12 protein-coding genes are annotated in these 14,626 nt (G+C 38.8%); 6 read left to right on the top strand and 6 right to left on the bottom strand.

The annotated features are described in order from the left end of the window. From H5158_RS06810 to H5158_RS06800, 3 genes are read right to left on the bottom strand one after another with little or no spacing between them, the layout of a single operon-like run. Positions 1-1,353, bottom strand: a complete 1,353-nt coding sequence (locus H5158_RS06810; protein ID WP_182718089.1) for an O-antigen ligase — start codon at positions 1,351-1,353, stop codon at positions 1-3. Beyond that, on the bottom strand, positions 1,346-2,758 hold the full coding sequence (locus H5158_RS06805; protein ID WP_182739708.1) for a lipopolysaccharide biosynthesis protein: 1,413 nt from the start codon (positions 2,756-2,758) through the stop codon (positions 1,346-1,348). Before H5158_RS06805 ends, H5158_RS06810 begins: the two co-directional genes overlap by 8 nt. Before the next feature lie 9 nt (positions 2,759-2,767). Further along, positions 2,768-3,919, bottom strand: a complete 1,152-nt coding sequence (locus tag H5158_RS06800; protein ID WP_182739707.1) for a glycosyltransferase — start codon at positions 3,917-3,919, stop codon at positions 2,768-2,770. 210 nt (positions 3,920-4,129) lie between these two features. On the opposite strand from H5158_RS06800, the gene H5158_RS06795 reads away from it, so the two are divergent. Further along, positions 4,130-5,056, top strand: coding sequence for a glycosyltransferase family 2 protein (locus tag H5158_RS06795; RefSeq protein WP_182739706.1), 927 nt, complete (start codon positions 4,130-4,132; stop codon positions 5,054-5,056). A gap of 81 nt (positions 5,057-5,137) precedes the next feature. Here H5158_RS06795 and H5158_RS06790 read toward each other — a convergent pair whose 3' ends face one another. The 3 genes from H5158_RS06790 to H5158_RS06780 form a co-directional block, all read right to left on the bottom strand. Continuing rightward, a complete protein-coding gene (locus H5158_RS06790) occupies positions 5,138-6,100 on the bottom strand; it encodes an endonuclease/exonuclease/phosphatase family protein (protein ID WP_259398782.1) in 963 nt (320 codons plus the stop codon). A gap of 89 nt (positions 6,101-6,189) precedes the next feature. Further along, positions 6,190-6,654, bottom strand: coding sequence for a hypothetical protein (locus tag H5158_RS06785; RefSeq protein WP_182739705.1), 465 nt, complete (start codon positions 6,652-6,654; stop codon positions 6,190-6,192). Beyond that, entirely contained in the window at positions 6,654-8,849 is a 2,196-nt protein-coding gene (locus tag H5158_RS06780) for an LruC domain-containing protein (RefSeq protein WP_182739704.1), read from the bottom strand. Before H5158_RS06780 ends, H5158_RS06785 begins: the two co-directional genes overlap by 1 nt. A 342-nt stretch (positions 8,850-9,191) precedes the next feature. Between H5158_RS06780 and gmk the strand changes: the two genes are divergently transcribed. From gmk to H5158_RS06755, 5 genes are all read left to right on the top strand, one after another. Continuing rightward, complete coding sequence (gene gmk, locus H5158_RS06775; protein WP_182739703.1) at positions 9,192-9,812, top strand: guanylate kinase; 621 nt, start codon at positions 9,192-9,194, stop codon at positions 9,810-9,812. Between the two features lie 117 nt (positions 9,813-9,929). Continuing rightward, entirely contained in the window at positions 9,930-10,205 is a 276-nt protein-coding gene (gene rpoZ / locus H5158_RS06770) for a DNA-directed RNA polymerase subunit omega (protein WP_064667923.1), read from the top strand. 128 nt (positions 10,206-10,333) lie between these two features. After that, entirely contained in the window at positions 10,334-12,439 is a 2,106-nt protein-coding gene (spoT, locus tag H5158_RS06765; protein WP_182718083.1) for a bifunctional GTP diphosphokinase/guanosine-3',5'-bis pyrophosphate 3'-pyrophosphohydrolase, read from the top strand. Between the two features lie 12 nt (positions 12,440-12,451). After that, positions 12,452-12,844, top strand: a complete 393-nt coding sequence (locus tag H5158_RS06760; RefSeq protein ID WP_145237101.1) for a RidA family protein — start codon at positions 12,452-12,454, stop codon at positions 12,842-12,844. Between the two features lie 153 nt (positions 12,845-12,997). Continuing rightward, positions 12,998-14,602, top strand: coding sequence for a DUF342 domain-containing protein (locus H5158_RS06755; protein ID WP_149980653.1), 1,605 nt, complete (start codon positions 12,998-13,000; stop codon positions 14,600-14,602). The last annotated feature ends 24 nt before the right edge of the window (positions 14,603-14,626 follow it).

Raw genomic sequence — 14,626 nt, 5'->3', positions numbered from 1 at the left:
TTATTCCTTATTACTTTCTATAGTAAGCTTTTCTAGTGCAATAGTCAGAGCCAGAATAATATACAGTGGCCATGTAAAAGCTTGAGTTAAAAAAGTGCCAGCAACCATAAAGCCAATTAAACCGGCCTTTAATGCGTTAGCGTTCACCATCACTTCAGGATTAAAACTACGTTTATTAATACAATAAACCCGCGACAGACTTCGATAAATACTGGCTATCACGAGTAAAAAAATACAAAAGCCAACAAAGCCAGTTTCACCTAACACCTGAAACCATGTGCTATGTACTGCATGATTCTTGCCATCCCAATGAGGACTGTAAAAATAGTAATTTACAAAAAAATTATTAACTCCAACGCCAGTTAATGGATTAGACAACGCCATATTGATTGCAGCCTGCCAAGCATAGAGCCTACCCATAGCTGATTCATCGACACCTCCTTCTGCCGCACCACCACTTTGTCGGTCAGAAATACCAGCAAAAATCATCATGGCAAGCATAGCGACACCACCGCACATAGCCACTACGAAGGGATTTTTGACTTTTTGATATAAAAAGAAACTTAAAATAGCGGCTATTCCTAATAAACCACCACGACTTTGAGTGGCAATAACACCGGAAATAGCCAAGATCAAACCAACTCCGGCAAAAGTACGTCGATACTTATTACTATTTGTATCAAAAAGTTCAGCTGCTAAAAATGAAACAGGAAACATCAACACCAAAGATAAATCATTGGGATCACCTAATTGCGAGCGATATTCCCGTGAAATAGTCACTCTAGTTCCTTCAACTAACCCCACACCATTTATTTTGTTATTCAACGCCACTAAAGCGATAGTGACACCTGAGATCATAATACCCAGCCTAATGTAACTAAAATGCGAAAACCGCGTTAACCACCAGCTAATAGCAAATACCATAATAAATACTTTAACCAACACACCAGACCAATACTCAATAGCAACGCCTCTATTTGAAGCTGAAAATACGCATACCGTGAGCCAAGCGAACCAAATTACAAAAATAAGATGCGTAGAGCTCCAATGTGGTTTTAAAGTTTTAGATACAAATAAATGCCATGCAATGGCCAGTAAAGATGCTAAAGCAAGTAATTTAGGAATTTTAAGCGGCATTAGAAAAACAAACGCCTCGTGGATTCTAAAATAGCTAAACAAAATAAATAATATAATAAACACGGTGCTAATACGTATCGCCAAAAAACCCGCAAACGGTAATAGCAACAAGGCAAAAGCGGCTATGGGGCCAAATAGCGAATACAAACCTAAAATGAGCACAGTAATCACCAAGCCATTTATTAAATGGCAATGCGCTTTATACCAATTAACCATGTGCTTTCCTTGTTACATACTGATTCAGTATTGCCATTATTCTGTTTTGATACTTATTAAATAAAACGCCTATTAGGCAAACTAAAGCCGCGATTTGCCAAATTACATAATGAATAATTTCACTTACGCTCAGGGCAAAAACACTAATAAAACAGAGCCAGCTAGGTACTAATCGCTGAATACTAAATGCCAGATTTTCGAGCTTTTGGCTAACAACAACAAACAACACTGTTTTAAGAGTTTGTGCAAATACTAAGCTGACCACTGCACCAAGCACTCCCCATTTAGGCACTAGAATACCCAATGCTATTAGTACGCAAGCTGCACTAACAGCATTAATAATAGTGACAAATAGTGCGTTAAAATGAATATAACAACCAATATTGAGTAGATCGCTGTGATGCCTAAGTACAACAATAAATATTAAACTGGGTAAAAGCCAAGAATTTAGTAAGTAACCTTGTGGTAAAACCAAGATAAATAAATGAGGCGCAACAATAAGCATTACTGCACACAACGCAATTGCGATTTCTAAACTTAGCTCACATAAAGAAACATAACGAGTGCGACAAGAAGTTAATTCATTAAAACGACGAGAAAACCACCACATTCTGATCGGTTCAAAGGTAAACGAAGTCATAACTGCAAATTGCATTGCCACATAATATTGGGCAAGCTTTTCTTTTCCGACACTGGCTGCAATAAACCAGTTTTCAGCGCCATTATTTGCATACACAAACAGCGATGAAGCAATAATACTTAATAAAAACAAACTATTTTTATAACTTATATTCCAAGGAACATAGTTAAAACTAATCGTAATTGTGCGGCCAATGACGCATAACGAAATCATCAGCACAATAAAGCTCGACACAGCACCCGACACCATAACCCCCGTTACTCCATAGCCAAGGTAAAGTAATATAATGGTGAGTAGCGTTTGCCCCACTCCTTGTAAAATAGCTAAAAAGCAGAACTGCTTAGCCATTTCGTAATATCTTAAAAAGCAAAACACAATGGTCAGCACAGCAGAAAATGCTAAATTAACCGCTAATAACTGCAGATCAAGTTTATTAATGGAGATGGGTAATAACACACTAAATGAGCTGGTAAATAACACCATGATAACAACAAACAACGCACTCAAAACGCTACATAAAATAATCGCGTCTCTAAACAAAGCTTGTTTATAAACCGCATTTTTCATTTGTTGCTTGAACAATAATTCGGGTAACCCTAAACACAACAACAAAGACATAATAGCGGAAATAGAAACTAAAAAGTTTAGTTCACCAAATTGAGCTTGGCTTAAAAGACGAGTAGATATAGGCAACAAAGCAAAGCCAAGCCCCTTAAGTAACAAGGTTGATAGTCCAAAATAGGCGATTTGCTTTAATCCATTCATCTTTATTCCTTAAGAGTTTTGCACCCAAGATGACAATTTTTTAGCTTGTGAGCTGGCGTTAAACTTATTTGCAACTAAGCGTTTGGCGTTAATTCCTTTGGCGTATCTCTCATAGGGATTTAATTCACAAAACTCCGTTAAAATTTTCTCCAACCCTGAAATACTCGACGGCTCACACTTAAAGCCCACCGAGTCATTAACAATTTCTTTGGCTCCCATTAATTGAGTTGTGAGCACTGGAATACCACTAGCCATAGCCTCTTTTAAAACCACCGGACCAGTATCTCTATCTCCGTTACTTGAAATGCAAAATGGCGCAACTAACGCAGAGTAATTACTGGTGTTTTTTGATAGCCACAGTGGCGTTTGCTTGCCTAAAAATCTAACTTCTTTTTCAATGCCTAACTTTTCACATAAAAACTTTAGGTCGTTCATCAAAGGGCCTTCACCAACAACATCTAAAAATATTGAGTATTTTTTATTTAATTTTTTTATTGCGGGTAGTAAAAATTGTAGTCCCTTTTTTTCAACTAAACGGCCAATAAATAATAGTTTCACAGACTCATTAAGTCGGTTAGGCGTTGCGTTAAATAAACTTAGATCAACTCCACAATGCAGCAACTCAACTTTACCCGCTTTGTATTTACCTAACTGTTCAGCCATATCTTTGCACACGGCCACGGAGAAATTACACAATGAGAGTTTCAGCCTAAGATCAGTATCATTAACGTATACGTCATGCCCGTGGCCAATCGAGGAGATACTAATGCCTGCAATTTTGCTGGCTATAATTGAGTACGCCAGAGGCGCATGCATAAAGTGGCAGTGTATGTGGGAAATACCATGTTGTTTGATTATGTCAGCAATATTTAATCCGTAGCCAAGCAGTGAAGTGACCGAGATTGAGGTAAACCTTGTTGCTGTTAATGCCGCTTTAAATGCTGCCAGCGGTTTTTTCATGGCAAACTTGGCCGCATATAACAACGATTTTTCAATAGTAATGACGTTTACACTGCTATCAAGATTGGTACAACTATTTAAATTTGCAAAGGTGATAACACTGACCTTGTGCCCAGCTCTTACTAATGCGTTTATCTCAGTTACCACAAAGGTTTCTGAGGGGATATGGAAACTCGGTACCACAATGCCAATATGTTTCATGCTCAACACTCCAAATATAACTTATGGTTATTTCGCAAGAAGCATGCCCAGTTAAAACACACCAAAAACATGATTAAAAAGTCAATTTGCGAACATCTGTTGCAAAATGCAAAGCATTAGACAAAAACCCCCTCGCAAACCTATTAAAATAATTGGCGCTGAACTTGCGTAGTACTTAGTTAGTTAATTTATAAAACTAGGATGCGGATCATGAGTATAGAAATAAGCGTTATTATCCCTAACTACAATTGTAAACAATATTTAGCCAAAGCCATTAGTAGTGTTGTTAAACAAAAAAACGTGAATTTAGAAATTATTGTGGTTGATGATGGTTCAACAGATGGTAGTGTTGAGTGGTTAAAAACCGCCCAAACAACAATTCCCCAGTTAATTGTTATAGAGCAAGAAAACACTGGCGTTGTCAATGTAAGAAATCGCGCTATTGCCGCAGCAAAAGGTGATTACATTGCTTTTTTAGACGCTGATGATTACTGGAGTGATGATAAGTTATACGAACAATTAAGCTATATGAAAGAGCACTCAGAGTGCGTTTTAAGTTTCACAAACTATATGCATATTAACGAAGAATATGAACCCATTGTCGATTGTTTTTCTTTTTGGCCTGAATTTTCAAAATTTGTTGATAAAAATAATATGGGTTATCAAAATTTAAAATGCCCAATTGATTTACTGATTTTTGCTAATGTAATTGGCACATCTTCGGTTGTGGTTAAGCGTTCAGCGATTAATTATATTGGCCGATTTGATAACCAATTAAATAGCGCTAGCGACTGGGATTGCTGGTTAAAACTTGCAAGGATCGGTGATGTTGCGTTTTCACCGCGTATCGCAATGGATTACTTGATGAGAGCGGGTTCTATTACTGCAAACCGTAAAAACAGACTCAATGCAATGAAAGAAATTGTCTCGCGTTGTAAACATGATGCTGGCGTTATGGCAAAAATAAAAGCACAAGCACGCATTTTAGAATGCTATGGTGAGTACTATCGAGAAATAGGTTCTAAATTTAAAGCCCTATCGATTGCAACTGCTGCATTCACACTTTTTCCACATAAGCGAAACCTACGTCATTTACTACATGACTTAAAAATGACCTTTGCCATTACAGTAAAATAAATCCGCATTGGTTTATTTAATCAAATAGCATGTGGTTAATCCTGCATGCTATTTTTATTAACTAACTAAGCTGAACTTTGGTTAATCATGAAGGCTCAAACTGTAACTAAGCATCTTATGATCACTTCCTGCAAAATTACTCACTATTAAGCTGTTTAACGTAAATTGCTCGTCAAAAACACAGTGATCTATGGGTAACCCGGTTAGCAGTGTCGGCTTAATATTTAAGGGCATAAAACTGCTATAAGGATTTGCTCCATAACAACTTTGTGTACTTTGCCAACTAAAATAACGTGACCAAGGGACAATATTTAAATCACCTGCAATTAGCCATAGTGTTTGCTCTTGTATTGTTGCTGCATGCAGCGCCGCGAGTAAAATATTTCTATTTTCCCAGTGCTGCTTGGTTCTTGGTGATGGTGGGTGGGCAATATACGTAGTGATAACTTCATTATTAAATAACAAGCGCAGTTTAATGTAACCTAACCTATCCCCTTGAAGTTTTACTTGTTGTCTATAAATTATAGGGAAACGCGAAATAACAACGATGCCGTAAGGGATCCCCTCTACTTCACGATAACCAAATAAACTAGCCTTGGTTAAAAAACGAGAGAGCAAATGCCGATTTAAATCACTAAACTCTTGCAGAATTAATACATCCCAAGATTGTTTTTGTAAGCTAACTAAGTGCGATTCAATAAACGGGTTACTATAATTTAAGTTTATTTGTTTTATCAAAATCGCATTTTTGGTTTGCTCACTTGGTAACGAATGCAATGGTAATAATGAACTCAAACTTATCAAGCATATAATTGATAGCGCCCCACCTAAATATGTTGCTTTTATAATTAAAAGCAACATGGCAAAGCATAAGGCAATAACTAGTAATGGCATACGCAATGATACTAAAAGATCAGCGTAATAATATTGCGAAGGATTATAGGCAATCGCAATTAGCATAAACGCAGCTGCTGCGACAAAAAATTTTACTAGCCTCTTTTTTTGCAAAAGATCGCCATTGTTATCATTAAGAAACTTCAACATAAATCACTACCCTAACTAGTATAAAGAATATACCTAGGTGTATTCTTTAGCTTGATCACTTTACCGTTACTGCTTGCCTTTGACTTTTACTACCTTATTTCAAACATCTGATGTTCTGCTTGTGTATCAAACTGCCATGCAAATGAAAGGGGTTGAGTGCTGGTATCGTAAAACCAAATTTCTGCAATCAGTTCGATATCTTGTCTACTCATTGCAAGCGTAGTTTTTATAGAGCCTTGCGATAAAGGAGCTCTAACTAAGCAGTTTCCATAATCAGCACGTAGGCTATTGGCCTTTTTTTGGCAAATATTTAAGTAAGCTCTTACGTCACCTATAGAGAGATCTACATCAATCTTTAGTTTAAATTTCGTTGATAAATCAAAACGATCATCTATCACTAAACTGGCCATTCCGGCTGAGTCGGTGGTGATAGGAACGACACTCGATGGTAGTGATTCAACAGCTGCAGGTACTGCCGCAGTACTTTCGCTTTCACCACCACCACACGCAACTAAAAATGATGATAAGCATAAAATTACAGTTAATTTTTTCATTACTGTTCCCCTCTAACTGCCACATTATTGCTGTTGTAGCGATTGAACCATTGTGGATTTTGCTTTCCTGACGACTGAGCAAAATTAGCAAAGCTATCGTAGGCATCGGTTATATCTACACCTTCAAGTGGATGTAACCATTGCACTCCTACTTCAATCGCCCATGGTAGGCCGTTTTCAGTTAAGAAAAACAAACCACTTTCTTGCTGGCTCACATCATCTGCACCACTGAGATCAAACAAAGTCGCGTCAAATACTTCTGTGGGCGCTTGATTTTTCATGTGTACTTCCCAGCTGCGCGCATTTTTACCAACTAAAAAATCGCCATGATAAAAGCCCTCTGTAGCAAAAATAAAAGGGTCTAATAATGTTCCGGGGGATAATATTTTCGCTTTAGGGACTTTTAATGGGATAGTCATACTAAAAGTTACTTTGCTGTTAACGTCGCAACTGCTTTCCGTTCTAAAATACTCGCACCCTGATTGCTTATTCACATGCAGCCAAGTGTCTTGCATAAAAATTAAAATAGCCTGCTCTGTGTTTGCTTCCAAAAATGAGCCTGTTTGTAGTTCGCCATTAATCACAAACCGAATATTATCGGCATCGACTTCTCTACTTAAAATTGAGTAAGTTGTATTATTTACCGTCTCTTTAAGGCTTACCGCAAAGCCATTATGATAGGTTGCTCCTACACCAATTAACTGGCCATCAATTTTATAACCAACAACATTAGTGCCCTCAATGAGCTGAGTAGTACGGTAATTTACGACCACGTCATTAAAGTCATAATCACCTGCAAACGGCCATTTATCTTCATAAGCAAGTGTCACCCAATCGTTTTCTCCTGGGTATACAGCACTAGCAAATGTTGTTATTTCATAATCTTCCACCTCACCACCTAAAACACCGCCAGTGGCAGTAATAAGCGAAGCTTCCGAGCCATCAGTTACCCTAAAACGAGCCCATGTCTGCCCAGCTTTAACATTACTAGGTACATTAATTAAAATACTGTTATCGCCTTGATTAAGTTGATATTTAGTTATTATGCGCTCACTTTCACTAAAGCCGCCATTTTGATCCCAATCAAACCATGCATATAAAAAGCTACTCGCAGAGGCGTTTACAATAATTTGGCTATCTTGACCCGCCGATATTGCCGTCACAAAGCTCACCCCATCATCTGATGCATCAACTGGGTTGTTGATTAAGTCGGCATCAGTATTGATATTTTCACCATCGACTGTATCGCCTAAATAAATCAGGTTACTGCCAGTGCTGTTAGGATCGAATAAATGCCTGGCTCCGCTTTGCTCTAAACTGGTGTTATAAGGTAGAGGAGCATCACCAAAATCAATCGAACTATCTGTTACCTCAACTTCGGCAATAGCACAACGAGCCCCATCGTTCTGACTTGACTTAGGGCCCGATGTAAACACATTCGCAACAGGCGTATAACCAACAACAGGACTAATACTTAAATCAACTTTGTGAATTTTTCCGCTTTTATTATTACTAAAATAAAACTGACCATTGATATCAAAATAGGCAGCACCAAATGCGCCCGTATCATCACCAATATCAACTTGAGTAATAAACTTGGTAGTATTTTCTGCAACGTTAATTTCATGCAAATCACCATTTGATTCAACTGCGTATAACAGATTACTTTGCGGATGAAATGCAAAATCAAATATACCTAAGTTCCATGTCTCGGTTGCAGGTAGTAGCCGAGCAGTTATGGGGGCATCTAGATCACCCTCTAGATTGATTTCATATAAACCAAAATTGGGAGTATATACATAATACATCGCACTTTGATTTGCTTGCTCACCAGTCACTTGAATATCACCTACATAAAAATTAGTATCGGGTAGGCCAGTAACATTTAACCGCTTCATTTCGTAGTTGCTACCAATTTGCACCACGCTTTTAGGCGATTGTCGGCTAAAACCGTATAAGTATTGGTCTTTGTAATTAAAACCGACGGCATTCACACTTTCATTATTTGCCTCGCTAGCAAACGTCAAAGCCGATGATAAAATCGTAGGTTTAGCCGACACTAAATCTATACCGTAAAGCTGTGCCTTTGCATCCTGCATCAAAAATGCCTGACTAGGGCAATTATCGAATGGCTGGCTAAATACAGCACAAGGAAGTGAAACTAAACACGCTATGGCTAAATGGGTTAATCTCATTAGTAAGCCCTCAATCATTAAGTAACTGTACCAATGCAGGCATCATTCCAAAAAATAAAGCATTGAAATAAAACAAAATAAAATAAAGTTGAAGATGAAAGATGCAACTTGCAACGACCATTTTTGCATTATGCAACTAAGTACAAATAATCGTTAAAATGCGGGAGTTTTTTAAACAGTCATCATTGCCGTAACAAAAATACGGTTATTAATACGTTAAAATTTAATCACCTCACTAGGATACTTTCGGCAGTTGAGTAAACTTCACTAAATAAAGTACAATACCAAAATTAAGGCGGAGCTTATTAGCAGCTCTAGTCGGTTTATTTTAGGTAAAAACCCATGGCACACTCTCGCGGAAACTTATTTATTTTATCGGCACCATCTGGTGCGGGTAAATCCAGCTTAATCAATGCATTGTTAACTAAGTATAATGATATGAAAGTATCTGTATCGCATACTACTCGCTCGCCTCGTCCGGGCGAAGCAAATGGCGTGCATTACCACTTTGTAAATGTTGATGAATTCAAATCATTAATTGAAAAGAATGATTTTTTTGAATGGGCGCAAGTGTTCGATAATTACTACGGTACATCAAAGCAAGCAATTGAAGAGCAGCTTGCAGCAGGTATTGATGTATTTTTAGATATTGATTGGCAAGGTGCACGTCAAGTTCGTGATCTGGTCGCTGATGTTGAAACCATTTTTATCCTACCACCGTCAAAATTTGAGCTTGAAGCGCGCTTAAATAATCGCGGCCAAGATTCACAAGAAATCATTGCTGGTCGCATGGCAAAAGCACAATCTGAAACGTCTCATTACAATGAATATGACTATGTCGTGGTTAACGATGATTTTGCAACTGCGCTGAAGGAAATTGAGACGATCGTATTGGCAAAACGCTTATCGCTACAAAGCCAAGCTATTCGCCATCAAGATTTACTCGTAGACTTACTGCGTTAAATCCTAATTTGGGTTCAGTAAGTATTTTATTTGTTTAAATTAACCACAAGCTATTGGCGAATCTGACTCGGTGCAGTAAACTACGTCTTTGCTTAAAAATTTATTTGGAGTGCTAAGATGGCTCGCGTAACTGTTGAAGATGCAGTAGATGCAATTGGTAATCGTTTTGATTTAATTTTAGTTGCGGCCCGTCGTGCCCGTCAAATCGCGGTCGGTGGTAAAAAGCCACTGGTTGATCCTGAAAACGATAAACCAACGGTTGTTGCTTTACGTGAAATTGAACTTGGTTTAGTAGATAGCTCATCAATGGATCTTATTGATCGTGAAGAGCAACAACATCAAGAGGCGGCTGAAATGGCTGCAGTTGCAGCTATTGTAGGCGGCAACCAATAATCTGACTTCCTTGTCTGATTTAGCCAACGGTATAGTATTTCTATTCTAGCCGTTGGCAATCCCTTCTTTTCATCGTATATTCTTAACATACCGTTACCTATTTGCTTCACGAGAACATTGGAGTGTGAATGTATCTTTTTGAAGGTCTAAAAAAGAAAATATCAGAATACTTACCTGCTGCTGATGTAGAGCTGGTACAAAAAGCCTATGTGGTAGCCCGAGAGGCCCATGAGGGTCAAACTCGCTCAAGTGGCGAACCTTACATTACTCACCCTGTTGAAGTAAGCCAAATTCTGGCTGGTATGCATTTAGATCACGAAACGTTAATGGCTGCATTAATGCATGATGTGATTGAAGACACCGACTTTAGCCAACAAGATTTAGCCGAAATTTTTGGCGAGACAGTCGCAGAATTAGTTGAGGGCGTAAGCAAACTTGATAAGCTCAGCTTTAAAGATAAAAAAGAATTCCAAGCTGAAAACTATCGAAAAATGATTATGGCAATGACACAAGATATTCGTGTTATTTTAATCAAACTTGCTGATCGTACTCATAATATGCGCACTCTTGGAGCATTACGTCCTGACAAACGTCGACGTATTGCCCGCGAAACGTTAGAGATTTATGCGCCGATTGCTAATCGTTTAGGTATTCACGATATTAAAAATGAGTTAGAGGATTTAGGTTTTCAAGCCCTCTACCCGATGCGTCATCGCGCTTTAAAGTCAGAAGTTGCCAAAGCGCGCGGCAATCGCAAAGAAGTCATTTCAAATATCCAAACCGAGATAACAGCACGCCTTGAAGAAGCTGGCATTACAGCCACTGTTTCTGGGCGCGAAAAACATTTATATAGTATTTATAAAAAAATGCTTAATAAAGAGTTACTGTTTAATGAAGTCATGGATATCTACGCATTTAGAATTGCAGTTGATTCAATGGATATCTGCTATCGGGTACTTGGCGTTGCCCATAATTTATATAAACCAATCGAAACTCGCTTTAAAGATTATATAGCAGTACCTAAAACTAATGGTTATCAATCGTTGCATACCTCATTAGTTGGTCCTCATGGGATCCCTGTTGAGATCCAGATCCGTACTCACGATATGGATCACATGGCAGATAAAGGAGTTGCTGCTCATTGGATGTATAAAAAATCCGGTGATAACGCAGGCCACACTGCACAACAACGGGCACGTCAGTGGATGCAAAGTTTGTTGGAATTACAACAAAGCGCAGGCTCATCATTTGAATTTGTTGAAAACGTTAAAACAGAGCTATTCCCAGAAGAAATTTACGTGTTCACTCCTGATGGTCGCATAGTCGAGTTACCTATGGGTGCAACCGCCGTTGATTTTGCATACGCGGTCCATACCGATGTTGGTAATACCTGTGTGGGTGCACGCGTTAACCGTAAACCTCATCCGTTAAGTAAAGCATTAGATACGGGTCAAACAGTTGAAGTGATTACCAGCTCAGGTGCGCACCCTAACGCAACGTGGTTAAACTTTATTGTTACCGGTAAAGCACGTTTAGGAATTCGCAATTACCTGAGGAGCCAACATCATGAAGAAGCTTTATTACTTGGCCGTCGCTTACTCGACTCTGCTTTAGGTGAAACGAAGTTCGATGATCTGCCTGACGAAAATATTAGTCGCGTATTAGCAGAACATGAACTCAATACTGTATTAGAGCTATTAGTTGAAATTGGCTGCGGTAATTTAATGAGCATGCTGATCGCACGCCGCTTACTGCAAAATGACAATGATGATTTAGGCGATATGACTAAAAATGCTAAAGCGACCATTATTGGTACTGAAGGCATGCTAGTTAATTATTCTAAATGTTGTCGACCAGTGCCAGGGGATGCTATCACCGCACATATAAGCCAAGGTAAAGGCATCACGGTTCACCGCCAAGAATGTAAAAATATTCGTGGCTGGGAAACTGAACGCTCCAAGTACTTGGTTGTTAAATGGGATGATAATCCAGAAAAAGAATATATTGCAGCACTGCGTGTAGAAATCATAAACCACCAAGGCGCACTCGCAAAACTAACCAATGTAATTGCTACAACCCAAGCAAACATAGTGGAAATTGCCACAGATGAAAAAGAAAGTAATTTATACGTGATAGATTTAGGGATCACCGTGAAAAACCGTGTCCATGTTGCAAATATCATGCGCCGCATTCGCGTAATGCCTGATGTGCAAAAAGTCTATCGTAAAAAATAACATAGGATAATCATGAATAAAGCATTTATTTCTACGGATCTAGCACCTGCTGCCATCGGCACTTATAGCCAAGCAGTAAAAGTTGGTACAGCAGTTTACTTATCGGGTCAAATTCCATTAGTTCCCGCAACGATGGAAGTGATCTCTGAAGATTTCGCAGAACAAACACATCAAGTATTTAAAAATATTAGTGCGGTATGTGAAGAAGCCGGTGGCAACATCCAAGACTTGGTAAAAGTTAATATCTATTTAACTGATCTATCTAACTTTGCGACGGTAAATGAAGTAATGAGCCAATACTTCAAAGCACCTTATCCTGCCCGAGCAGCAATTGGCGTGCGCGCATTACCAAAAAACGTGCAAGTTGAAATTGACGGTATTATGGAATTGCCTTCAACAAATTAAGCTTACAGCAATACACCTAAGTATTTATACTTAGGTGTATTAACTCATCAGTCCCCTTTTCCTCGATCTTCTTGACAGTTATTCAAATCTCTAGCACTCTATCTTTATATAATTATAAAAACCTTTAACTTAAGTGTTGTAAAAGGATGATCCGTGTTTAAGCTTGCTCATAACGGTAATGTACTACTCGATGTTATAGAACATTCGCCGCCTAGTGCCGCTTTTGTTATTGAGGCTCTAGAAAAATCAACATTCTGTGAATGTCGCATAGACTATGATGCTATCAATGCTTTTTTTAAAGAGCCTAGTAGCGAACGTAGTTTAGTGGTTGCCAGTAAGCATGACGCCACACTAACTGTTACACTCAGTGATGATAAAATGTTAGCAACAGGCGAACTCACACTCGCACAAGGTGGCAAAGTTTTGGCCCTTGATCAAGCGAAACAGCAGCTGATCAAAGCTGGGGTTGCTCGGGGCTACAAACAAGCATTTTTAGAGCAGCTGCTACAAAAACAATTTGAATTACCCGCTGGCACTACCGTTAAAGGTATCCTCGCTAAAGGTCGCTTACCAGAAGACGGCAAATCATCAAAATTACTCCCTCAAGTATTAACTTTAAAAGAGCGTTTGCATACCCCGAAACTGCGCGAAGATGGCACTGTCGATATGCGCGACTTTGGCAAGTTAGCAAGTGTTGAACCCGGTACATTATTAGTTCGACAGCAACCCGCAACCCCTGGTAAAGAAGGTTTTACCGTAAAAGGCGATGTCCTTCCGGCAAAAGCAGGAGAAAGTAGCCCGCTAGTTGCTGGTGAGGGCAGTGAAATATCAAAAACTAATCCTCTTGAATTAATCTCAAGTATTGCGGGCGTACCAGTCGAAATTCAAAATGGTATGCGCGTTGATGATATTTTTACGATTGGCGATGTCACAGTTAAAAGCGGCCATATAAACTTTGATGGCAGCATTATTGTCACTCATAATATAGAGCCTGGCATGAAAGTAACCGCGAAAGGCGATATAACTGTGATGGGCACGGTTGAATCCGGAGAGCTGACAGCGCAAGGTAATATCACCATTAAACAAGGTGTGATTGGCCACCAGCTAGATGATAAAACGCTTTCGTGCAAAATTATTTGTAACGGTGATATTCATTTATCTCACTCCCAATATAGCTACCTTGAAGGTAATAATATTTTTATTGAGCGCCAAGCTAGCCACTGCGCAATGAAAGCGACTAAGCTTTTACAGATAGGCCAAGCAGACAATCCACAAGGGAAGTTATTTGGTGGCGAGATCCTGGATGCCGGAATGATTATCGCTGGTGAAATTGGTAATGAATCTGGCGCTAAAATGCTCATAAACATGGTTGCCTCAGGAAAGTCTGTTACTACTGAAACCGATGAATGCCTTAAAGAATTAGCTAAAACCGATGAGCAATTAGACACCCTGCAAGCAACGCTAGAAAAGGCCGATTTAGTAAAAGATTTAGATAAGAAAAAACTATTGCTCGCTAAAATAGGAGCTACTCAGCAACATTATTGCCAACAAGCAGAGCAGCTAGAAAAACGCCTAACAACGCTAGAACAAAGTCTATATGAACTACTTGATAATGCTAATTTAGCGGTCAATAAAAAATTGCATTCTGGGGTAGAAATCCACATTTTCGATAAAGTATTAAGAACAAATCGCAGCTATCCTCCTTGTAACGTAAAACTGCAAGAAGGAAAAATAGAGATTGAATTTAAAACCAGTTGATCGCAAGCAGATAGAGACTAACAG

The organism is Pseudoalteromonas sp. SR45-6 (assembly GCF_014163545.1).
GTDB lineage: Bacteria > Pseudomonadota > Gammaproteobacteria > Enterobacterales > Alteromonadaceae > Pseudoalteromonas > Pseudoalteromonas rhizosphaerae.
Note: the sequence above shows the minus strand (reverse complement) of the source record. Positions and strands in the feature narration are given on the sequence as shown.

Coding starts and splice junctions, on each gene's coding strand:
- H5158_RS06810 (WP_182718089.1), bottom strand. CDS start 1,353: ATGGTTAATTGGTATAAAGCGCATTGCCATTTAATAAATGGCTTGGTG.
- H5158_RS06805 (WP_182739708.1), bottom strand. CDS start 2,758: ATGAATGGATTAAAGCAAATCGCCTATTTTGGACTATCAACCTTGTTA.
- H5158_RS06800 (WP_182739707.1), bottom strand. CDS start 3,919: ATGAAACATATTGGCATTGTGGTACCGAGTTTCCATATCCCCTCAGAA.
- H5158_RS06795 (WP_182739706.1), top strand. CDS start 4,130: ATGAGTATAGAAATAAGCGTTATTATCCCTAACTACAATTGTAAACAA.
- H5158_RS06790 (WP_259398782.1), bottom strand. CDS start 6,100: ATGTTGAAGTTTCTTAATGATAACAATGGCGATCTTTTGCAAAAAAAG.
- H5158_RS06785 (WP_182739705.1), bottom strand. CDS start 6,654: ATGAAAAAATTAACTGTAATTTTATGCTTATCATCATTTTTAGTTGCG.
- H5158_RS06780 (WP_182739704.1), bottom strand. CDS start 8,849: ATGAGATTAACCCATTTAGCCATAGCGTGTTTAGTTTCACTTCCTTGT.
- gmk (WP_182739703.1), top strand. CDS start 9,192: ATGGCACACTCTCGCGGAAACTTATTTATTTTATCGGCACCATCTGGT.
- rpoZ (WP_064667923.1), top strand. CDS start 9,930: ATGGCTCGCGTAACTGTTGAAGATGCAGTAGATGCAATTGGTAATCGT.
- spoT (WP_182718083.1), top strand. CDS start 10,334: ATGTATCTTTTTGAAGGTCTAAAAAAGAAAATATCAGAATACTTACCT.
- H5158_RS06760 (WP_145237101.1), top strand. CDS start 12,452: ATGAATAAAGCATTTATTTCTACGGATCTAGCACCTGCTGCCATCGGC.